This is a genomic window from Streptomyces sp. NPDC102360 (genome assembly GCF_044766085.1).
In the GTDB taxonomy this organism is placed as follows: Bacteria; Actinomycetota; Actinomycetes; order Streptomycetales; family Streptomycetaceae; genus Streptomyces.
Genome location: NZ_JBIWLG010000022.1, coordinates 19,047 through 39,681, shown reverse-complemented (window position 1 = coordinate 39,681; position 20,635 = coordinate 19,047). Strand labels below are relative to the sequence as shown.

The following is a 20,635-nucleotide window of genomic DNA, read 5'->3' as shown; positions in this document are numbered from 1 at the left end:
CATGCCGAGCAAGAGCAGTCCCATGGCCGGCAGGAGCAAAAGAGCCACGATCAGCATCGGTGGCTTCCTTCCCTCGACTTCTCACTTTTCGCCTGCCCCGTGCATGGACCACCATGAGCGCGATGATGTGATGATTCCGTAACGCTATGGATTGCCGCCGATATAGCCATCTGGGCGATTTCCCGGGATGAGTGGGCCGAACTCCGGCCCGCGCACCGCTCGTGGTGTGTGGGCCGGAGTTCAGCCGGAGCCGGTCAGTGTGTCGCGCCCAGTTCCGCGTCCTCCATACGGGACTCCTCGCGCGCCTCCTCGATGTGCTCCAGCACGCGCTCGCGCGGGAGTCGCACGCGCAGGGCCAGCAGGTAGACGAGTGCGGTCAGTGCCAGGTTGGCGACGAAGCCCCAGCCGAGGCCGATCCAGCCGAGGCCGCCGTCGTAATCGCCGATCCAGCTGATCACGGCGAGGCCGACGAGCCACGGCAGCACCCAGCTCGCACCCGCCTTCCAGTCCATCTTCGGGGCGCGGCCCTTGTCGATCACTTGGAGGACCGCCAGGACGACGAAGCCGATGCAGATGGTGAGGAACAGCTTGTAGTTGGTGTTCCAGCCCGCCCAGTACACGATCAGGTTCGCCGAGTAGAGGCCGAGGAACGGGATGATGTCACCGCCCGGAAGTCTGTACGGCCGTTCGTGCTCCGGGATCTGACGGCGCATCACGGCCAGGACGAGCGGCCCCGAGCCGAAGGACAGGACGGTGGCCGAGGTGATGAAGCCGACCAGCTCCTGCCAGCTCGGGAAGGGCAGGAACACGATGAGACCCAGGACGAACGTCACGGCCAGGCTGACCAGTGGCGCCCCCTTGCGGGTGGTCTTGGCGAGGCCCGCGGGCGCGTTGCGGTTGCGGGCCATGGCGTAGGAGATGCGGGCCGTGACGGTGGTGTAGATGAGGCCGGTGTCCGCCGGTGAGATCACCGCGTCCACGTAGAGGATGTACGCCAGCCAGCCCAGGCCGATGGCGCTGGAGATGGCGGCGAGCGGACCGAAGTCGTTGGCGAAGGCCAGGTTGAGCCAGCCGTGCGAGTGCTGCAGGTCGCTCTCGGGGACCGCGCCGAGGAAGGCGATTTCGAGGAGTACGTAGATCAGGCCGGTGAGCAGCACGGAACCGATGACGGCGAACGGGACGTTGCGCCGCGGATTGTCGGTCTCGCCCGCGAGTTCCACGCCTTGGCGAAAGCCCAGAAAGGAGAAGGTGATGCCCGCGGTGGAGATCGCCGTGAAGATGCCTTTGGCGCCGCCGGGGGCGAAGCCTCCGTACTCGGCGGCTCCGAGGTTGTGTCCGTGGAAGGCGGTCACGAAGAACGCCACGATCACCAGGGCGATGGCGAGCAGTTTCCACCAGACGAGGACGTTGTTGACGCGGGCGAACCAGCGGATGCCGTAGTAGTTGAGCAGGACGAAGAACGCCATGGCGACGACCGCGACGGCATAGCCGAGCGTGGTCAGGGTGTAGGCGCCGTTCGCCTGGTGGAAATCGGTGAAGTGCGCCCACTTCGTGGCGTATTGCAGGGCGCCCTCGACCTCGATGGGTGCCACCGTCGCGGCGGCGATCCAGGTGATCCAGCCCATGGTGTAGCTGGCGAAGGAGCCGAAGGAGAGGTGCGGAAAGCGCACCACTCCCCCGGACACCGGGAACATGGTTCCCAGTTCGGCGAAGCACAGCCCGATGAGGAGAATCATCACGGCGGCTATCGCCCACGAGAATATGGAAGCGGGTCCGGCTATCTTCGCCGCGTTCAACGCGCCGAAGAGCCAGCCGGACCCGATGATGGATCCCACGCCCGCGAAAAGCAGGCTGATGCGACCCATGTCTCTGCGTAGCGCTGTTCGTTGCTCCGAGGACTTCCCCGAAGACTCAGTCAGCGTGGCCATCACCACATCCGTCCCTGATCCGCGGCCCACTCTTTCGAGGTCGCTCGCTTGATCTGCTACTGGGCGGCCGTCTGCCCTGCCGGTCGAGATCCATGCAGTGTGAATCTAGTTTTGCCAAGTGATGGCCCCGGCATGGGAGTTGATTGATGTGGTGACGGTCGGACGTCAGTTGTCCTTGACCGGTGCCGCCTCCTTCGTCGTGTCCACGGGCGCCGTCTCCTTCGAGGTGTCCACGGGCGCCGACCCCGGTTCCTCGCCGTTCATGACCCGCTTCGCGGTGACCCGGTCCAGGGCCCCCTCCCAGCGGGACACCGCGAACACCGCGACACAGTTGCCGAGCAGGTTGGTGGCAACCCGCATCGAGTCCATGATCCGGTCGACGCCGAGCAGCAGCGCGACGGCCGCGGCCGGGATGACACCGAGGGCGGAGGCGGTCGCGGACAGCGCGAGGAACGCCGAACCGGGCACGCCCGCCATGCCCTTGCTGGTCAGCATGAGCACGAGGACGACCGTGACCTGCTGCCCGAGGCTCAGGTCGACGCCGACGGCCTGAGCGATGAAGAGGGTGCCGATGGAGAGGTAGATGGAGGCGCCGTCGAGGTTGAAGGAGTACCCGGTGGGCAGGACGAGCCCGACCGCGTCGTCCCGGCAGCCCGCCGCGCGCAGCTTCTGCATCATGCGCGACATCACGGTCTCGCTGGATCCGGTGCCGAGCGCGAGCAGCAGTTCCTCGCGGGTGTAGCGGACGAACTTCCACAGGCTGAGCCCGGTGACCGCCTTGAGGGCGAGGCCGAGCAGCAGCAGGAAGAGCAGGGCGACGCCGTAGCAGACGGCGATCAGCTTTCCGTACGTCGACATCGCACCCACGCCGTATTCGCCGACGAGGTGAGCGGTGGCACCGAAGACCGCGAGCGGGGCGAGCTTCATGATGTAGCCGACGATGGTGAACACGACGTCCTGGGCCTGCTCGATGAACGGCAGGATCTGCGGGACCTTGCGCTGTCCGAGGTGGAGCAGTGCGGCGCCCACGAGGCAGGCCAGGACGAGGACTTGGAGCAGGGAGTTCTCGGCGAAGGCGCCGACGGCGCTGTCCGGCAGGGACTCCAGGATGAACTGGGCGGTGGACGGGAGATGTCCGCCGCCGGTCTGCTCGTCGACGGCGCCCTTGTCGAGGGTGGCCGGGTCGACGTTCATGCCGGCGCCGGGTGCCAGGATGTTGCCGGCGAGCAGGCCGATGACGAGGGCGACGGTGGTGGCCACCTCGAACCAGATCAGCGCCTTCACGCCGATCCGGCCGAAGGCCTTCAGGTCACCGGCCTTGGTGATGCCCGCGACGACGACACAGAACACCAGGGGCGCGATCATCGCCTTGATGAGCCGGACGAAACCGTCACCGAGGGGTTGCAGGGCCGAACCGACGTCCGGCCACAGGCGTCCCACGAGGGCGCCGAGCAGCAGGGCGAGCAGTACTTGAGCGAAGAGACTGGAACGCAGGAGACGGCCTGCGCGGCGTGCGATGTTTCCGTTGGCGTGCGCCATGGGGCACTCCTACATGGGCGGATATTCTGCATCGCGGAAGATCAATTCCGCGATGCATCACTATCGTTGACGCCCAGGCGGCACGGAAGACCCCGGATCGGACCGGTTGAAGATCTTGTAGATTGATCCCGAACCCACGTGCGAACGGCGCGTTCCGGTGCCGCTCAACGGCGCTCAACTGCCCTTTCGTAGGCTGATGTAGGGCTCGAACGCGTCCAGGAGTAGTTCCCGCATCCGCGCCGTGTCCATGTCGCCCGTTCCTGCCAGGACCTGGATCGCCAGGCCGTCGACGAGTCCCGTGAAGCGGGCGGCCAGGGCCTCCGCGTCGACGCCTTCGGCCATGCCCTCGCGTTGGCAGGTGCGCACCAGGTCCAGGACGACGCCGCGCCAGCGGGCGTGGACACCGCGCTGGCCGTCGCGCAGGCTCGGGTCGAGGATCGCCTCGTTCCACGACTGCACCCACACCGACCACTCGTCGGCATCCTCCTCCGTGGTCGTCAGCTGCACCTCGATCAGGCGGCGCAGCTTCTCGACGGTGCTGTCGGCGCTCTCGAACTCGGCTTCCAGACGGGTATGGAAGCGGTCCGCGTAGAACACGAGGGCTGCGCGCAGAGCGTCGTCCTTCGTCGGGAAGTGGTAGTGCACGGTCCCCGTGCTGGTGCCGCACGCCTCGGCGATGTCCGCGACGCGCACCTTGTGGAAGCCGCGGCGGGCGATGAGCCGGGCCGTGGCCTCCAGGATCTGGGTGCGGCGCAGTTCGGCGTCCACGACGTCGGCGCGCCTGCGGGTGCCCTGCGCGCCGTTGCGGGGCGCGGGCGGCCTGCCGACGCCGGTGCGCAGATAGCGCTGCGACACCCTGCCGACCTGCGCGATGGCCGCGACCTCGACGTCGCGCAGGCGGCGGTTGCCGCGCAGCGCCTTGGAGAGGGCGGTGGGGTCCATGCCGACGCGGTCGGCGAACTCCCGCTGGCTCATGGGTGCGGAGAGGACCACATGACGCGCCCGCTCCACGAGCGTGTCCTCGCCCTCGCTGTCGGGGCCCATGCTGATTCAGCCTTCCGCCTGCGCCGGGAGTGACGTGATGACTTCGCCGGCCGCCCGAACCCCCGAGGAGAGGGCGCCGTCGATGTAGCCGTTCCACACACTAGCCGTCTCCGTGCCGGCCCAGTGCAGCGTGCCGGTGGGTGTGCGCCAGCCGTGACGTGCGTATCCGGTCCAGCCGCCGGGGGTCGCGTAGGCCTCGTACCCGCCGCGTGCGTACGGGTCGTTGGACCAGTTCTTCTCGGTGTAGTCGAGGGGAAGGGCCGCCGCGCCCCCGACGACACGGGCGAGGCTCGCGAGGGCTGCCGCGCGGCGGCCGGCGTCGTCGAGGCGGCTCCAGCCGGTGAGGCGGTCGCCGTAGGCGAAGCCGACGAGCACGCCGTGCGCGGCGTCATCGGGCGAGTTGTCGAAGACGACGCCGAGAGGCCCGTCGTCGTACAGCGTGGCGATCCCGGAGAGACCCGCCGCGCGCCAGAACGGGGTGTCGTACACCGCGTGGACCTTGGCGACGCGCCCCATCGGAGTGTGCGAGAGCCAGCCCTCCCTGTCCATCGGCAGTGCCGGGGCGAAGGTGAGGGCGCGGACCGCGGGCGGCGGGAGCGCGACGACCGCCCTGCGGGCCTCGTACACGGTGTCGGCGGTGTGGACGCGGACACCGCCGCCGCCGTGCTCGATGCGGCGCACCTCGGCGCCGAGGCGGATCCGGTCGCCGAGCAGGTCGGCGACGCCCCTGGCCGGCCCGGCGGCGCCGGTGACGAAGCGGCTGTCCTGGGCGCAGCCACCGGTCTCCATGAGCTGCTCCCAACCACCTGCCGCGGCGACGTAGAAGAGCACGTGGAACAGCGAGACCTCGTACGGCTCCGCACACCACACGCCCTGGACTGCGAGCGCGAGCCGGCGCAGCGCGTCCGGGTCGTCGGTGTGCGCGCGGAAGTAGGACTGCACGGTCTGCGCGTCCCATTCGGCGAAGTCCGGGGTCCGCCATGGTTCGTTGGTGTCCACGGTCCGGGCGAGGGTGTCGAGTGCTTCGGTGATGCGGGTGTACGCGGTGATGCCGGGCCCGTCGGCGGGTGCCGCCCCCAGGTAGGGGACGGTGGCGCCGTCGTGCCACACCTCGATGTGCTTTCCGCTCTCCCAGGTCGGGAAGGTGGCGCAGCCGAAGCGAGTGGCAAGGGTGTGCAGCCGGGTCTGGGTGGGACCGACCCACTGGCCGCCGTGGTCGAGGCGCAGGCCGCTGCGGGACTCGGTGAGAACGCGGCCGCCGACCCGGTCCGCCGCTTCGAGGAGCGCGAAGTCGACGCCGTGGTCGTGCAGTTGGAGAGCGGCGGCGAGGCCCGCGTAGCCGCCGCCGACGATGACGACCTCGGTCTCGACCAGGTCCATTTCGGTCTGTTCCCACATGACAGAAGAGCATGTCGCAACACTGATCGTTCAGTCAATATTGCGATCCAGGGATTCCGCAACCCTTGACATGACGCGCCTTACCCGCATGATTGACCATCGCGTCAATGTTGCGATTCACCTACCCCGACAGGGAGTTCGACCATGCCGGACATCCCACGCCCCACCACCGGCGAGCCTTCCGGTGGCCCACCTCAGCAGGGTCTGCGTGCCAACGCGCTCGGCATGACGACGAGCCTGATCCTGTCGGTCGCGTCGGCCGCCCCCGCGTACAGCCTGGCGGCGACGCTCGCGTTCATCGTGGCGTTCGTCGGCTTCCAGGCACCGTCGATCGTCGTGCTGGCCTTCGTGCCGATCCTGTTCGTGTCCTTCGGCTACGCGGCCTTGAACCGTCAGGAGCCGGACTGCGGCACGATCTTCACCTGGGCGAGCCGGGTCCTCGGCCCACGCGTGGGATTCATGGGCGGCTGGGCCATCATCACCTCGTTCGTCCTGGTCCTCGCCAGCCTGGCGCAGGTGGCAGGCCAGTACGTCTTCATTCTCTTCGGGGCCGAGGGCATCGGCGCCGACCCGTCGAGCCCATGGGTGCTGCTGGTGGGTCTGGGCTGGATCGGTCTGATGAGCGCCGTCTGCTATCGCGGCATCGAGGTGGCGGCGGCCGTGCAACGCGCCCTGCTGTTCCTGGAGTTCGGGATGCTGGCCGTGCTGTCCGTGGTCGCGCTCGTGCGTGTCTACAGCGGCAACGCGGGACCGGGCGCACACCATCCGCGACTGTCGTGGCTGAACCCCTTCGAGATCCCCTCGCCGAGCGCCTTCGTCAGCGGGCTCGTGCTGATGCTGTTCATCTACTGGGGGTGGGAGACGGCGCTCACCGTCAACGAGGAGACCACCGACCGGCACCGCACACCGGGCCGGGCCGCGGCCTGGTCCACGCTCATGCTCCTCGGGCTCTATCTGGTGGCCACCATCGCGACGCTGGCGTTCGCGGGCATCGGCACGACGGGCATCGGCCTCGGCAACCCGGACAACTTCGGCGATGTGTTCTCCGCCATCGGCCGCGCCGTCTTCGGCGACAGCGGCCTCGGGTCCTTCCTGTGGCACCTGCTGGTCCTGATGGTGCTGTCGTCGGCGGCGGCCTCCACCGAGACGACCGTGCTTACGCTGGGGCGCACCATGCTGGCGATGGGGCGGCGCGGCGCCGCCCCGCGAGCGCTCGCGAAGGTGCATCCGCGCTACGCCATCCCGCAGTACGGCACCATCGCCACCGGGCTGGCCGGCGCGGTCTGCTACATCGTCATGAACTTCCTCAGCGACGGGCAGGTGATCGGCGACGCGGTCTCCTCCTGCGGCTTGATGATCGCGTTCTACTACGGGCTCACCGGGCTCACTTCGGCCTGGGCCCACCGGGACCAGTGGCAGCGCAGCGCGAGTGATCTGTGGCTGCGGGTCGTGCTGCCCGCCATCGGTGGCCTGGTGCTGCTCGCCGCCGGACTGTGGAGCCTGCGCAACGACTGGGACCCGGCGAACAGCTACACCTCCTGGACGCTGCCGTTCGCCCCGCACTGGCACATCGGCGGCGTCTTCCTCATCGGCGTCGGCACGCTCCTCCTGGGCTGGCTGCTGATGCTCGGCTACGCACGTGTGGCCCCGGAATTCTTCGACCGCACGAACCGCACGGCGCGCCGGGACGAGCAGGTGCCGGCCGCTCCCCCGCACGAGACCGTCCCGCGGTGACATCCCGGACCTCCGCGCCATCCTCCACCGGTTGACCGTCGACAGAGGAGCCCGTCATGCCCCTCCCCGTGCCCGACCCCTCGGAACTGACAGAAGAGCAGCAGGAGTTCGTCCGGCTGGCCCGCGACTTCGCCGCCACCGAGATCCGGCCGCGCGCCCGCGCGGTCGACGACGCCGCCGTCGAGTCGCCGCTCGACCTGTGGAAGAAGACCGCCGCGGCCGGCCTGACGGACTTCATGATCCCGGCCGAGTACGGCGGAGGTGGTGTCACCGACCTGGCCACCCAGGCGCTCGTCCAGGAGGAGCTGTGCCACGGTGACATCGGCATCGGCAATCTGCTGACGTCCAACGGCTTCTTCGCGGACCCCGTCCTCGCGCTCGCCACCGAGGCACAGAAGGAACGGTGGCTGCGCCCACTGACCACGTCGGCCCCGCCACTGACCGCGCTCGCCGTCACGGAGCCCGACCACGGCTCGGACGCCGCGGGCATCCGCACCCGCGCGGTGCGCGAGGGCGACCACTACGTGCTCAGCGGGCAGAAGACGTGGATCTCCAACGCCCCCTACGCGAGCCGGTTCGTGGTATTCGCGACGGTCGATCCGGAGCTTCGCTCCCACGGTGTCACGGCGTTCGTCGTCGAGCGGGACACACCGGGGCTCTCCGTCGGCCGGCCGATGCGCAAGATGGGGCAGCGGGCCATCGTCAACGCGGAGGTGTTCCTCGACGGTGTACGGGTCCCGGTCGCCGACCGGCTCGGCGAGGAGGGGCAGGGCTTCTCGGGGCTCATGCGGACCTTCGACGCCTCCCGGATCCTGATCGGCGCCTCCTGCGCCGGGCTGTGCCGGGCGGCGCTGGATCTGGCGGTGGACTACGCGCGTGAGCGGGTGCAGTTCGGTGTGCCGATCATCGAGCATCAGTCGGTGGCCTTCCGGCTCGCCGACATGGCGACCCGCGCGGACATCGCACACCTGGTGACGATGCGGGCGGCGCGTCTGCACGACCGGGACCTGAGGGTGACGTCCGAGGCGGCGACGGCGAAGCTGGTCGGCTCGGAGAACGCCATGTTCGCCACGTGGGCCGCCGTGCAGACGCTGGGCGGCAACGGCTACTCGCAGGAGTTCCTCGCCGAGAAGTGGATGCGGGACGCCAAGCTGGAGGAGATCGAGGAAGGCACGTCCGACATCCAGCGGCTCATCATCTCCCGCGCGCTCGCCGCGTCATGACGGCCCGTCCGGCACTCGACGTGTTCCGTGCCCCGCGTTCCGTCGCCGTGGTCGGCGCCAGCGACAACCCCGCCAAGTGGGGTCACTGGCTCGCCCGCGGTGCCTTGGCCGGGCGGCATCGGCGCCCGGTGCATCTCGTCAACGCGCGGGGCGCGACCGTTCTCGGGCAGCCGAGCCACCCGGCACTCGACGCCCTGCCCGAGGTTCCGGACCTGGTCGCCTTCACGGTACCGGCCGCCGCTCTCGCGGGCGGCGTCGAGCACGCGGTCGGCCTCGGGGTGCCGGGACTGCTCGCCGTCACCTCCGGCGTCGAGGACCCCGCCGCACTCACCCGGACCGTCAGGGCCGGCGGCTCCCGCCTTGTGGGCCCGAACTGCCTGGGCCTGTACGACGCGGCGGCCGAACTGGAGCTGGCCTGGGGCCGGTTCACCGCCGGCTCGCTCGCGGTCGTCTCGCAGAGCGGTCAGGTCGGCCTCGAGATCGCCCAGCTGGCCGCGGCCCGCGCCGTAGGTGTCTCGCGCTTCGTCTCCGTGGGCAGCCAGCTCGACGTGGGCGCCGCCGAGGTGCTCGCCGACCTCGTCGACCACGACACCACCCGCGCCGTCGCCCTCTACCTGGAGAGTTACGGCGAAGGCCCGGCACTCCTCAACGCTCTCCGCGCGCTGCGCGAGGCGGGTAAACCGGTGCTGCTGCTGACCGTCGGCGCCAGCACGGCGGCGCGCGCAGCCGCCCGCTCGCACACCGGCGCCATGACCTCCGCCCTCGATGTCGTGGACGCGGCCTGCCGTGCGGTCGGCGCCGTCCGCGTCGACACCCCCGCCCAACTCGCCGACACCGCCCACCTGCTGCTCCGTGCGGCCCCGGTCCGCGGGCCGCGCGTGGCCATCGTGGCGGACAGCGGCGGGCAGGGCGCCGTGGCCGCCGACACCGCCGCGCGGCTCGGCCTTGACGTCGCGGAGTTCCCGTCCTCCGTACAGCGGGACCTCGCGTGCCATCTGCCGCCGCACGCGGGGCGGGCGAACCCTGTCGACCTCGACGGCGCGGGCGAGCGGGATCTGTCGGCGTACGCCTCGGTCCCGGCGTGCCTGGCGGCCGCGTCCGTCGCCGACACGGTCGTGCTCAGCGGCTATTTCGGCAGTTACGGGCGTGACATCCCCGCGCAAGCGGCGGCGGAGTCGGCCGCGGCGCGTGCTCTGGGGCGCCTTGCCACAGACAGGGACCTGCCCGTCGTCGTGCACTCCATGGCCGAATACACTCCGGCGTTGAGGGAGTTGGAGGATTCAGGTGTGCCGACGTTCACCGACGTCGAGCGGGCGCTGCGGGCCGTCGCCACGGCACACCGCCTGACCCGGCAGCCGCGTCGCCGCCGCACACCTCGTCACTCACTGTCGCGCAGGCCACCCGTCGGCTCGGGCTATCTGGCCGCACGCCACCTGTTGGGCGAGGCAGGTGTGCCGTTCCCGCGGGCGGCGGAGATACCGGCGGGCACAGGTGACCCGGTGCCCGCGGCGGCCTCCCTCTCGGCTCCTGTCGTACTCAAGGCCGACTGGCTGGAGCACAAGACCGAGCACGGCGGTGTGGCGACCGGGCTGTGGGATCCCGGCGCACTGCGGGCCGCGTACCACGACATGGTGGAGCGCCTGGGTCCGCACAGGTACGTGGTGGAGGAGATGGACCGGCGTGCGGACGCCGTCGAGGTACTGGTCGCCGCCCGGCGGGACGCGTCGTTCGGCCCGCTCGTGGTGGTCGGGGCCGGCGGGGTGCGGGCCGAACTCTCCCGTGACCTGGCGCTCGAACTTGCACCCTGTTCGCGGGACACCGCGCACGCCATGGTGCGGAGTCTGCGGATGGCTCCGCTGCTGCACGGCTGGCGCGGTGGCCCCGCCGTCGACGTGGAGGCCCTGGTGGATGTGGTCGTCGCCGTGTCCGAGGTGATCACCGACCGGGAGGACATCGCCGAGGTCGAGCTCAACCCGGTGCGGGTCGCTCCGGACGGTGCGCTCGCCGTGGACGGGCTCGTCGTCGCCGGGGGCGGGGCAGCGCGGCCGGCTCCGAGCTAGGCCGGCACCTCCGTCGCTCCCCGGGACTCCTGCGTCGGCACCGTGTCCTCCGGATAGATCATCCGGTCCGGAACCCGGTGCCGTTCGCGGCGGGCCAGGAACCAGTACAGGACTCCCGGCAGGGTCAGCCCCACGATCCAGGAGATGTCCGCTCCGCCCAGCGGGGCGACGAAGGGGCCGGTGAACAGGTCCGTTGCCATGAACGGGAGTTGGACCACCAGGCCCACCCCGTACGACACCAGGGCGGGGGCCCGCCAGGAGCCGTAGCGGCCGTCGGGGTCGCCCAGGGCCGGGATGTCGTAGCGCTCCTTCGCGACGAGGTAGTAGTCGGCGAGATTCACCGCGCTCCACGGGGTGAAGAAGGCCAGCACGATGAGCAGGAAGGTGGAGAACGTGTTGAGGAAGTCACCCCGCCCCGCGAGGGCGAGGGCGGCGCCCACCACGATGATCGCGGCGATGTAGCCGACCCGCCCGCGCGGCGACAGCCGGTGGGGCACGGCGCCCCGCCGCCGCATCCCGGTCACACTCGTCACGGTCGACATGAACGCGCCGTAGGTGTTGAGGACGGTGACGGTCAGTTTGCCGAGGGCGATGACGAAGTAGAGCACCGCCGCCATCAGGCCCGCCCCGCCGAGTGACACCACGTACGTCACCTCGTGGCCGACGAAGGCCTCCCCGGCGGCCGCCGCGGCGATCGCCCCGAAGGCCATCGAGTACTGGGCACCGAGCGCCGTTCCGGCCAGCGTCCAGCCGAACGTCGCGCGGGCCGACGTCGAACGCGGCAGGTACCGCGAGTAGTCGGCGACGTACGGCCCGAACGACAGTTGCCAGGACGCCGAGAGGGACACCGCGAGCAGGAACGCGGGCAGGGCGAAGCTGTGGTCGGAGAGGACCGCGCCGATGTCGTCGTGCTGCACGAGGCGTACGCCGAGGTAGACGAACGCCACGCCGCACACCACTCCGGCGAGGCGGCCCAGGAAGTGGATGAGGCGGTAGCCGACGGCCGCCGCCACCGCGGTCACCGCCGTGAAGATGAGGATGCCCGCGACGGGTCCGAGGTGGGTCAATTCGCCGACCGCCTCGCCCGCGAGGACGGTGCCACTCGCCGTGCAGCCGATGAACATGAAGACCGCGAGGACCAGTGGCACCACGGCGCCGCGGACTCCGAACTGGGCCCGGGAGGAGATCATTTGCGGGAGTCCGAGGCGGGGGCCCTGCGCGGAGTGGAGCGCCATCACGGTGCCGCCGAGCAGGTTTCCGACGAGGAGCCCGACGACCGCCCAGAAGGCGGTCGCGCCGAGGACGACCGCGAGGGCGCCGGTGACCACCGCGGTGATCTGGAGGTTGGCACCGACCCATAGTGTGAACTGGCTGAACGCGGTGCCGTGCCGTTCTTCGTCGGGCACCACGTCGATCGACCGGGACTCGACGAGACCGCCCGACGGTCGCTCCTGCGCTATCGGCATCGCGTCACCGGCCTTCGTGTGCCGCGAGCACCGTGCCGATCGCGGCGACGAGCCCGCGCAGTTCCTCGTCGGTGGTGATGAACGGCGGGCTGATCTGCACGGTGTTTCCGCGCAGCGGACGGGTGACGAAGCCGTGCTCGACGAGCTCGTCGGTGACCGCCTCCGCGCTGATGTCGTCGACGAGGGCGACACCGCCGAGCAGTCCCCCGACCCGTGTCTCGACGACGGACTCCCGCGTGCCCAGGACCCGCAGCTCGTCGGCGAGGACCTGTTCGAGCCCTGCCACTCGGGGCACCAGCTTCTCCTCGTCGAGGATGTCGAGGTTGCGCAGCGCCACGGCGCAGGCGGTGGCGTGCCCGGAGTAGGTGGCACCGTGCCGGAACATCGGGGTGTCGTCCGCGTCCCGGTAGAACGGCTGCCAGAGGTGCGGGGCGACGAGGACACCGCCGAGCGGCGCGTAGCCGGAGGTGACGCCCTTGGCGAAGGTGATCAGGTCGGGTGTGAGGCCGTAGCGTTCGGTGGCGAACATGTGGCCGGTGCGGCCGAAGCCGGTGATGACCTCGTCGATGATCAGGAGGATGTCGTTCTCGCGACAGATGCGCTGCAGCCCCTCCAGGTAACCGGGGGCCGGTGTGATCACGCCTCCGGTGCCCTGGATGGGCTCGGCCACGAGTGCGGCGATGTGTTCCGGGCCGATCTCGCGCACCGTCCGCTCGACCGCTTCGATGTCGTACGTGTCGACGCGCGCGGTCTCCGGCACCAGCGATTCGGTGCCGTATCCGGCCCGGTTGAAGTCGAGGCCCGCGATGCTCGTGCCGTAGGCGTGCAGGCCGTGGTAGGCGAACTCGCGGCTGAGGATCGTCGTCTTGGTGTCGCGTCCCTCGCGCTGCCAGTGCCTGCGGGCGAGCTTGCAGGCGACGTCGATGGCGTCGCTGCCACCGCTGTTGAGGATGACCTTGGGGTCGTCGATGGGTGACATGGCGGCGAGGCGTTCGCCGAGGGCTACTGCCTGGTCGTTCAGGTAGCGGCCGAAGACGTGGTACGTCTCCAGGCGCAGCATCTGCGCGTGGGCGGCGTCGGCGAGTTCGGGGCGGGAGTGGCCGACGTTGGCGTGCCACAGGCCCGCGGTGCCGTCGAAGAGGCGGCGGCCGTCGGCGGTGAACAGGTAGCTGCCTTCGGCGCGTTCGATGGTGAGCTGCCGCCCGAGGACGGACGGGAGGTGGGCCTGCGCGCTCCACAGGGCGGGTCCGGACAGGACGGGCGGGTTCTCCTGGGCCATGGGGATCTCCGTAAAGAGAGGGGGTCAGTGTGTGGTGCTGCTACGCCGCCGGGTCCGTACGAGCAGGTAGGTGGCGAGGATCGCGGCCACGCTCAGGACGCTCAGGTAGAGCTGCGAGCGCGCGTCCGGGACCAGGAGCATGGAGCTGAGGACGACGACGATGGCCGCCAGGGTGGCCCAGCTCAGGTACGGGTAGCCCCACATGCGCAGCTTGATCCGCTCCGGGGCCTCGCGTTCCAGCTGCCGTCGCATCCGCAGCTGCGAGCCCGCGATGATCGCGTAGACGAACAGGCCGACGGCGCCTGCCGAGTTGATGATGAAGTTGAAGATGGTGTCGGGTGCGACATAGCTCATGGCGACGGCCACGTATCCGACGACGGTGCAGGCCAGGATGGCCTTCCAGGGGGTGCCCTTGCGGCTGCGGTGGGCGACCCAGCGAGGGGCCCACTTGTTGCGCTGGAGGGCGAAGAGCATGCGCGAGGCCGTGTAGAGGCCGGAGTTGAGCACCGAGAGGACGGAGGTGAGGACGACGACGTTGATGACGGTCGTCGCGGCGGGCACGCCCATCTTGCCGAAGGCAGCCGCGTACGGGCTGGTCTCGACCGGGATCCGGTCCCACGGCGTCATCATCACCAACAGGGTGACCGACCCGACGTAGAAGATGATGACGCGCCACACCGTGGAGGAGGTCGCCTTGACGACGGACTTCACGGGGTTGTCGGACTCGGCGGCGGCGATGGTGACGATCTCGGTGCCGACGTAGGAGAAGATCACGAGGACGACGCCGTGCAGGATGGCCGAGATGCCGTTGGGGGCGAAGCCGTCGAGGGCGACGTTGCCGACCGACAGTGTCGCGTCCGGCCACAGCCCCAGTGCGAAGAGTGTGCCCGCGACGAGGAACACGACGATGGTGACGACCTTGATGGAGGCGAGCCAGAACTCGGTCTCCCCGAACGAGCGGGTCGACACCAGGTTCGTGGCCGTCAGCAGTGTCATCAGGACCAGCGAGAAGAGCCACTGCGGTACGCCGGGTATCCAAAGCATCAGCAGCTTGGCCCCGGCGACCGCCTCGAAGGCGACGACGCCGACCCAGAAGTACCAGTACAGCCAGCCGATGGTGTAGCCGGCCCAGCCGCCGAGCGACGTCCGGGCGTACTCCATGAACGAGCCGAGGGTCGGCGAGGCGGTCGCCATCTCGCCCAGCATCCGCATGACGAGGATGACCAGCAGGCCGCCGAGTGCGTAGGACAGGATGGCGGCCGGTCCGACGGTGTGGATGACGGCGCCGCTGCCGACGAAGAGGCTGGCGCCGACGATGCCGCCGAGGGCGATCATCCGGACGTGGCGCTGTCTGAGGGTGCGGGGTGCGTCGGTGGGTGTCTGCTCCGGGGCGGTCTGGTCGACCGGGTCTCTCTGGTCGTTCTCGGGACGTGTCCGCACTCTTCGGAGCCCTCCTGCGACATCGGTTCGGTGGGTCACGCGGGCGACGGGCCGTGAACGGCCGAAGCAGTGCGCAACTGTAGAACAGTTCTACTGTTCGGCACCAGAGGTCGATCGCTGGCTACGATGACGCCATGACGGCACTTGAAGGCCTGGTGGCCAGGCGGACGACGACCGCGCAACAGATCGCCGACGGTCTGTCGGAGCGGATCCTCGCGGGGTCGTTCCGGCCGGGCGAGCGGCTGCGCGAGAGCGCCATCGCGGCCGAACTCGGCATCGCCCGCAACACGGTGCGCGAGGCCGTCCGGCTCCTCGAGCACGGCGGGTTGATCCGGTTCCAGGCCAATCGCGGTGCCGTGGTGGTCTCGCCGACGCCGCGGAGCGTGCACGAGTTGTACACGGCGCGCGAGCACCTGGAGGCGGCGGCCCTCGCGGCACCGCTCGACTCGGCTCAACTCGCGGCGGTGGAGGCGGCGTACGAGCATCTGGTCACCGTCACCGGGTCGCAGCGGCGGGCCGACATCGTGGCCGCCGACCTCGCGTTCCACGGGGCGGTCGTGGCGACGTTGGGCAACGGGCGGATCGACGCGTTCTATGCGGGGCTCACCCGTGAACTGCGCTTCTATCTCATGGCGATGTCCGCCCACGAACGCGAGAACGAGAACCCGCGCAGGCTGGTGGGCGAGCACGAGCCGCTCATGGCCGCGATCCGCGCGGGTGACGCGGAGCGCGCCCAGCGTGAGGTGCGGCATCACATCGCGTCCAACGGGGCGCGGATGCAGGCGATTCTGGCGGCGAGCGGCGACGAGGGCTGAACTGCCGCCAGGGTTGCGGCGGCACCTCTGACGACCGCCGCATCGGCACGCCCTGATGTGACTACTCGGTGCCGCGTTCCGTGCTCGCGGGGTCGACGGCCGTCCGCTCGCCGCCCGTGGACTCGCGCACCTCCAGCCAGTGCGGGGCCATGTGCACTTCGAAGGGCGGGGGCTCCTCCGCCAGGACCCGGTTGACCAGGCACTTCACGGCAAGGGAGGCGATCGCCGCCTTGTCGGGCACCACCGTGGTCAGGGAGGGCGTGCCGTAGAGGGCCTCCTCGGATCCGTCCACCCCGGCGAGGGAGACGTCGTCGGGGGTGCTCAGGCCGGCCTCGTACAGGGCCCTTCGGGCGCCGACGGCGAGGAGGTCGCTGAAGCAGAAGACGGCGTCGGGGCGGAGGTGTTCGGGGAGCGCGATGAGGGTGCGCATCGCCTGGAGTCCGTTGCGCCGGTCGAAGTCCTTGATCTGGGGCGCGAGTCGGGGGTCGTATGTCAACCCGGCCTCGCACAGGGCCTGTTGGAAGCCTTCGAGGCGTTGCCTGCTGGTCGCGGAGCCCGCCTTGTCGACGCCGATGGCGGCGATCCGGGTACGGCCGAGGCCCGCGAGGTGTGCGGTGGCCTCGCGGGCGGCCGCCACATTGTCGATGAGGACGTGGTCGGCGACGACGCGATCGCCCTCATAGCTGCGCTCGCCGAGCAGGACGAGGGGGAACTGGTCGGTGACGGGGGCGAGTTCGTCCGGTGAGACGTGCAGCGGGGAGAGGATCACGCCGTCCAGGAGGGACGCGCCGACGCCCGTCGCGAGGCGGAGTTCCTCCTTGGTGTCACCGAGGGTCTCCTCGATGAGGACGGTGAAGCCGAGGGCCGCCGCCTCCGTGCGCACATGGTGGGCGAGTTCCGCGAAATAGGGCGTGGCGAGGTCGGGGACGGCGAGGGCGATCAGGCCGCTGCGGCCGGTGCGCAGGCGGCGGGCCGAGGGGTTCGGCCGGTAGCCGAGCTCGGTCACGGCGCGCATCACGCGGGTCCGGGTGGCCTCGGACACCCGCGGGGCGTCGCGTACAACGTTGGAAACCGTCTTGATGGACACCCCCGCACGCTCGGCGACGTCCTTGAGTGTCACTGCTGCCACTGCCCGACTCCCCTCAATTCGTTTCCCCTGATTATGCATGCGATGACGCCAAGTGACAGCCCCGATCCGGTTCCACGGCGATTTCGTCCGGAGGGTTGACCTCGATGACACCCACTGGTTACAACGTTGGAATCCGTCGCCACAGGGTCCCGCCGCAGCAGCTGCGCGCCACCCAAGGTGCCCCACACGCCTGCCTCACGAGAGGTCCCTCCATGCCCGAGCCCCGAAGCGGCCCGCGCGCCCACCCCGGCCGCCGGGCCGTCCTGACCACCGTGGCCGCCGGTGTCGGTGCCGCGCTGGCCGGCACGCTGTCCGGCTGTTCCACCGCGAGCGGAGGCACGTCGCGCGGTGTCACCCTCAGGTTCTCCTGGTGGGGCAATGACGACCGTGCCGCGCGCACCGAGAAGGCGGTGCGCCTCTTCGAGAAGGAGCACCCCGGCGTCACCGTCCGCACGTCCAACGGCGAATTCGGCGCGTACCTGCAGAAGTTGGCCACGCAGGCCGCGGGCGGCGGCGTCCCCGACGTGGTGCAGCTCGACTACCGGCAGGTGTCCCAGTACGCCGGCGGCGACGCGCTGCTGTCCCTGGACGATGCCATCAAGCGCGGGACCATCGACACGTCCGACATGGACCAGAGCTTCCTGCGCACCGGCACGTACAGGGGCGGCCAGTACGCCCTGCCGATGGGCCGTGGCATCACCGGGTTCGCCTACGACTCGAAGATCTTCAGGAAAGCCGGGATCGGCACGCCCCGCCCCGGCTGGACCTGGCAGGACTGGGCGGAGGCCAACAAGAAGGTCACCGCCCTCGGCCTGAAGTCCCCCGACGGCCGCCCGCTGCGCGGCGCCAACGACGGCGGCGGCAACGAGGACATCTTCGAGGACTGGCTGCGCAGCCGTGGCGGAAAGCTCTACAAGAGCCAGACCGAACTCGCCTTCACCGAGGACGACCTCACCGAGTTCTGGACGTTCTACGACCGGCTGCGCAAGGCGGGCGCCCTCGCCGAGCCCCGGGACAGCGTGCAGGCCACCAACACCGAGATGTCGCCCATGGGCCGCCATCTCGCCGCCTCCGACTTCACGTGGGACGCGCCCTTCCCCGGCTATGTGGATCTGCTGGGCGAGGACATCCACTACGCGCCGGTGCCCACGACCGACGGGCGGCAGGGCGCGTACTTCAAGCCCAGCATGCTGCTCGGCGTCGGCGCTCACTCCGCGCATCCCAAGGAGGCCGCCCAGTTGGTCGACTTCCTGCTCAACGACCACCGGGTGGGCGACATCCTCGGCTTCTCCCGGTCCACTCCTCCCAACCGGACGATCGCCGCCCGCGTCGGCAGGACGCTCAAGGGCCCCGAGCTGGAGATCTACCGGTATGCGCAGGAGATGGAGAAGTACGGTCTGGACGCCCCGCCGACGGCTCCCCCGCCCGGCGACCTGGCGATCCAGCCCCTGTTCACCCGCATGTACGAGCGCGTGATGTACGAGAAGGGCACGCCCCGGCAGACAGCGCGCGAACTCATCGTTCAGGCCGACAAGGAGCTGAGGTCATGAGCGTACTCACCACCAAGGCGCCCGTTCCCGCACACCAGGATCCCGAGGGCCCGGCGGCCGGCGGCCGGATTCGTCGGGCGCGCGAGAAGCAGTGGCCCGCCTACGTGTTCCTGTCACCGTGGATGATCGGCGCGGTCGTCCTGACGCTCGTGCCGATGGCCGTGTCGCTGTACCTGTCGTTCACGGACTACAACCTGTTCGACCCGCCGAAGTGGATCGGGCTGCGCAACTACACGGACATGCTCACCGACGACCCCCGCTACTGGCGGTCGGTGGGCACCACGATGCTGTACGTCGTCGTGGCCGTGCCGCTGAAGCTGGGCCTCGCGCTGGGCGTGGCCATGCTGCTGAAGAACCTCGGCCGGGGGCGGGCCTTCTACCGTTCCGCGTTCTACGCGCCGTCGCTGCTCGGGGCGAGCATGTCCATCGCCCTGGTGTGGCGGGCGCTGTTCAACGACGGCGGCATGGTCGCCAATCTCCTGGACTCGATCGGCATCCACACGGGCGGCTGGGTCGGCAACGCCGATCTCGCGGTGTACGTGATCGTCCTGCTGACGGTGTGGCAGTTCGGCGCACCGATGGTGATCTTCCTGGCGGGGCTCCAGCAGATCTCGCCGGACCTGTACGAGGCCGCCGCGCTCGACGGGGCGGGCCGCTGGCGGCAGTTCATCTCGGTCACCGTGCCGATGCTGTCCCCGGTCGTCTTCTTCAACCTGGTCCTCGAAGTCATCAACTCCTTCCAGGTCTTCACACCGGCCTTCGCCGTCAGCCACGGCAACGGCGGGCCCGCCGACTCCACGCTGTTCTACACGCTGTACCTGTACGAGCGCGGCTTCACCGCCTCGCACATGGGCTACGCCTCGGCGATGGCCTGGATGCTGCTGATCGCCATTGGTGTGGTCACCGTGATCCTGTTCCGGACGTCCCGGTCCTGGGTCTTCTACGCGGACGAGGGGGGCCGATGAACATCGCCGCGAAGCGGTGGCTGCCGCACACCATCGCCGCTGTGGGCCTGTTGGTCCTGCTGTACCCCCTGGCCTGGCTGCTCGCCACGTCGCTCAAGCCGGCCGACGAGGTCATCGCCAGCCTCGACCTGTGGCCCAGCCACCTGGAGTGGTCCAACTACACGACCGCCATGGACGGCGTCTCGGGCGTCTCCGTGCCCCGGCTGCTCGGCAATACGCTGATGATCGCGGGCGGCGCCGTCCTCGGCAACGTGTTGTCCTGCTCGCTGGCCGCGTACGCCTTCGCCCGGCTGCGGTTCCGGATGAGCAAGGTGATGTTCGCCTTCATGGTGGCGACGCTGATGCTGCCGCACCACGTCGTGCTGATCCCGCAGTACATCATCTTCAACCAGCTCGGCCTCACGGACACGTTCTGGCCGCTGATCCTGCCGAAGTTCCTGGCCACCGAGGCGTTCTTCGTGTTCCTCATCGTGCAGTTCATGCGGGGTCTTCCGCGTGAGTTGGAGGAGTCGGCGCGGATCGACGGCTGCGGCCCGTTCCGCACGTACTGGGCGATCACGCTGCCGCTCAGCCGACCCGCGCTGATCACCACGGCCATCTTCACGTTCATCTGGACGTGGAACGACTTCTTCACGCAGATGATCTACCTGTTCGCACCGGAGAACTTCACCATCACACTCGCCCTGCGCAGCTTCGTCGACCAGGGCAGCACCTCCGCCTACGGGCCGATGTTCGCCATGTCGGTGATATCCGTGCTGCCGATCGTGCTGTTCTTCTTCGTCTTCCAGCGCTACCTGGTGCAGGGCATGGCGACCTCCGGATTGAAGGGCTGAGCCACCATGACCCACACACCTGTCGCCCCGCGGCGCGCCGGCCCGCAACGCCGGGAACCCGGCGAGGTGTTCGGCAGCGGCTTCACACTCTTCGCGGACATGCTGCTCGTCGGCCTGCTGACCAGCGTCGCCTGCCTGCCCGTCGTCACGGCGCCCGCCGCCTTCTCGGCGGCGTCGGCGACGCTGCGGGGCACGGCGCGGGGCGGCGTCCAGTTCAACATGCGTATGTACG

Annotated in this window: 16 protein-coding genes; 7 read left to right on the top strand and 9 right to left on the bottom strand. The window is 69.7% G+C overall.

Annotated elements, in window-relative coordinates:
* Window positions 1-254 precede the first annotated feature (254 nt).
* The 4 genes from ACIRHA_RS41910 to ACIRHA_RS41895 all read right to left on the bottom strand — a co-directional run bounded on the left by ACIRHA_RS41910 (window position 255) and on the right by ACIRHA_RS41895 (window position 5,909).
* Entirely contained in the window at window positions 255-1,865 is a 1,611-nt protein-coding gene (locus tag ACIRHA_RS41910) for an APC family permease (RefSeq protein ID WP_403857042.1), read from the bottom strand.
* 228 nt (window positions 1,866-2,093) lie between these two features.
* A complete protein-coding gene (locus ACIRHA_RS41905; protein WP_403857039.1) occupies window positions 2,094-3,467 on the bottom strand; it encodes a cation:dicarboxylate symporter family transporter in 1,374 nt (457 codons plus the stop codon).
* Between the two features lie 174 nt (window positions 3,468-3,641).
* Entirely contained in the window at window positions 3,642-4,511 is an 870-nt protein-coding gene (locus ACIRHA_RS41900) for a TetR family transcriptional regulator C-terminal domain-containing protein (protein ID WP_403857036.1), read from the bottom strand.
* 6 nt (window positions 4,512-4,517) lie between these two features.
* On the bottom strand, window positions 4,518-5,909 hold the full coding sequence (locus ACIRHA_RS41895) for a flavin monoamine oxidase family protein (protein ID WP_403857034.1): 1,392 nt from the start codon (window positions 5,907-5,909) through the stop codon (window positions 4,518-4,520).
* A gap of 144 nt (window positions 5,910-6,053) precedes the next feature.
* On the opposite strand from ACIRHA_RS41895, the gene ACIRHA_RS41890 reads away from it, so the two are divergent.
* From ACIRHA_RS41890 to ACIRHA_RS41880, 3 genes are read left to right on the top strand one after another with little or no spacing between them, the layout of a single operon-like run.
* The gene (locus tag ACIRHA_RS41890) at window positions 6,054-7,643 is read left to right on the top strand and encodes an APC family permease (protein WP_403857031.1); all 1,590 of its coding nucleotides are present in this window, start codon (window positions 6,054-6,056) and stop codon (window positions 7,641-7,643) included.
* A 56-nt stretch (window positions 7,644-7,699) separates the two neighbouring features.
* Entirely contained in the window at window positions 7,700-8,866 is a 1,167-nt protein-coding gene (locus tag ACIRHA_RS41885) for an acyl-CoA dehydrogenase family protein (RefSeq protein WP_403857028.1), read from the top strand.
* Window positions 8,863-10,926, top strand: coding sequence for an acetate--CoA ligase family protein (locus tag ACIRHA_RS41880; RefSeq protein ID WP_403857025.1), 2,064 nt, complete (start codon window positions 8,863-8,865; stop codon window positions 10,924-10,926). Before ACIRHA_RS41885 ends, ACIRHA_RS41880 begins: the two co-directional genes overlap by 4 nt.
* On the opposite strand, the gene ACIRHA_RS41875 is transcribed toward ACIRHA_RS41880, so the two are convergent.
* From ACIRHA_RS41875 to ACIRHA_RS41865, 3 genes are read right to left on the bottom strand one after another with little or no spacing between them, the layout of a single operon-like run.
* Window positions 10,923-12,392: a purine-cytosine permease family protein gene (locus tag ACIRHA_RS41875; protein WP_403857022.1), complete on the bottom strand. Its 1,470-nt coding sequence runs from the start codon at window positions 12,390-12,392 to the stop codon at window positions 10,923-10,925. The genes ACIRHA_RS41880 and ACIRHA_RS41875 overlap by 4 nt on opposite strands.
* Window positions 12,393-12,396: 4 nt before the next feature.
* The gene (locus tag ACIRHA_RS41870) at window positions 12,397-13,671 is read right to left on the bottom strand and encodes an aspartate aminotransferase family protein (protein WP_403857019.1); all 1,275 of its coding nucleotides are present in this window, start codon (window positions 13,669-13,671) and stop codon (window positions 12,397-12,399) included.
* Between the two features lie 24 nt (window positions 13,672-13,695).
* The gene (locus tag ACIRHA_RS41865; protein ID WP_403857016.1) at window positions 13,696-15,111 is read right to left on the bottom strand and encodes an amino acid permease; all 1,416 of its coding nucleotides are present in this window, start codon (window positions 15,109-15,111) and stop codon (window positions 13,696-13,698) included.
* A gap of 134 nt (window positions 15,112-15,245) precedes the next feature.
* Here ACIRHA_RS41865 and ACIRHA_RS41860 point away from each other — a divergent pair, with 134 nt between their 5' ends.
* On the top strand, window positions 15,246-15,926 hold the full coding sequence (locus ACIRHA_RS41860; RefSeq protein WP_403857013.1) for a GntR family transcriptional regulator: 681 nt from the start codon (window positions 15,246-15,248) through the stop codon (window positions 15,924-15,926).
* A gap of 61 nt (window positions 15,927-15,987) precedes the next feature.
* Here the strand turns inward: ACIRHA_RS41860 and ACIRHA_RS41855 are convergent, their stop codons facing one another.
* Window positions 15,988-17,055: a LacI family DNA-binding transcriptional regulator gene (locus ACIRHA_RS41855; protein WP_403857010.1), complete on the bottom strand. Its 1,068-nt coding sequence runs from the start codon at window positions 17,053-17,055 to the stop codon at window positions 15,988-15,990.
* A 212-nt stretch (window positions 17,056-17,267) separates the two neighbouring features.
* Here ACIRHA_RS41855 and ACIRHA_RS41850 point away from each other — a divergent pair, with 212 nt between their 5' ends.
* Genes ACIRHA_RS41850 through ACIRHA_RS41840 form a run of 3 tightly spaced genes read left to right on the top strand, consistent with a single transcriptional unit; the run spans window position 17,268 to window position 20,403 of the window.
* On the top strand, window positions 17,268-18,605 hold the full coding sequence (locus ACIRHA_RS41850; protein WP_403857007.1) for an ABC transporter substrate-binding protein: 1,338 nt from the start codon (window positions 17,268-17,270) through the stop codon (window positions 18,603-18,605).
* The gene (locus tag ACIRHA_RS41845) at window positions 18,602-19,570 is read left to right on the top strand and encodes a carbohydrate ABC transporter permease (RefSeq protein WP_403857004.1); all 969 of its coding nucleotides are present in this window, start codon (window positions 18,602-18,604) and stop codon (window positions 19,568-19,570) included. Before ACIRHA_RS41850 ends, ACIRHA_RS41845 begins: the two co-directional genes overlap by 4 nt.
* Window positions 19,567-20,403: a carbohydrate ABC transporter permease gene (locus ACIRHA_RS41840; RefSeq protein WP_403857001.1), complete on the top strand. Its 837-nt coding sequence runs from the start codon at window positions 19,567-19,569 to the stop codon at window positions 20,401-20,403. Before ACIRHA_RS41845 ends, ACIRHA_RS41840 begins: the two co-directional genes overlap by 4 nt.
* Here ACIRHA_RS41840 and ACIRHA_RS41835 read toward each other — a convergent pair.
* On the bottom strand, window positions 20,361-20,624 hold the full coding sequence (locus ACIRHA_RS41835; RefSeq protein ID WP_403856998.1) for a hypothetical protein: 264 nt from the start codon (window positions 20,622-20,624) through the stop codon (window positions 20,361-20,363). The genes ACIRHA_RS41840 and ACIRHA_RS41835 overlap by 43 nt on opposite strands.
* Window positions 20,625-20,635: the final 11 nt, after the last annotated feature.

Coding starts and splice junctions, on each gene's coding strand:
- ACIRHA_RS41910 (WP_403857042.1), bottom strand. CDS start 1,865: ATGGGTCGCATCAGCCTGCTTTTCGCGGGCGTGGGATCCATCATCGGG.
- ACIRHA_RS41905 (WP_403857039.1), bottom strand. CDS start 3,467: ATGGCGCACGCCAACGGAAACATCGCACGCCGCGCAGGCCGTCTCCTG.
- ACIRHA_RS41900 (WP_403857036.1), bottom strand. CDS start 4,511: ATGGGCCCCGACAGCGAGGGCGAGGACACGCTCGTGGAGCGGGCGCGT.
- ACIRHA_RS41895 (WP_403857034.1), bottom strand. CDS start 5,909: ATGTGGGAACAGACCGAAATGGACCTGGTCGAGACCGAGGTCGTCATC.
- ACIRHA_RS41890 (WP_403857031.1), top strand. CDS start 6,054: ATGCCGGACATCCCACGCCCCACCACCGGCGAGCCTTCCGGTGGCCCA.
- ACIRHA_RS41885 (WP_403857028.1), top strand. CDS start 7,700: ATGCCCCTCCCCGTGCCCGACCCCTCGGAACTGACAGAAGAGCAGCAG.
- ACIRHA_RS41880 (WP_403857025.1), top strand. CDS start 8,863: ATGACGGCCCGTCCGGCACTCGACGTGTTCCGTGCCCCGCGTTCCGTC.
- ACIRHA_RS41875 (WP_403857022.1), bottom strand. CDS start 12,392: ATGCCGATAGCGCAGGAGCGACCGTCGGGCGGTCTCGTCGAGTCCCGG.
- ACIRHA_RS41870 (WP_403857019.1), bottom strand. CDS start 13,671: ATGGCCCAGGAGAACCCGCCCGTCCTGTCCGGACCCGCCCTGTGGAGC.
- ACIRHA_RS41860 (WP_403857013.1), top strand. CDS start 15,246: ATGACGGCACTTGAAGGCCTGGTGGCCAGGCGGACGACGACCGCGCAA.
- ACIRHA_RS41850 (WP_403857007.1), top strand. CDS start 17,268: ATGCCCGAGCCCCGAAGCGGCCCGCGCGCCCACCCCGGCCGCCGGGCC.
- ACIRHA_RS41845 (WP_403857004.1), top strand. CDS start 18,602: ATGAGCGTACTCACCACCAAGGCGCCCGTTCCCGCACACCAGGATCCC.
- ACIRHA_RS41840 (WP_403857001.1), top strand. CDS start 19,567: ATGAACATCGCCGCGAAGCGGTGGCTGCCGCACACCATCGCCGCTGTG.
- ACIRHA_RS41835 (WP_403856998.1), bottom strand. CDS start 20,624: ATGTTGAACTGGACGCCGCCCCGCGCCGTGCCCCGCAGCGTCGCCGAC.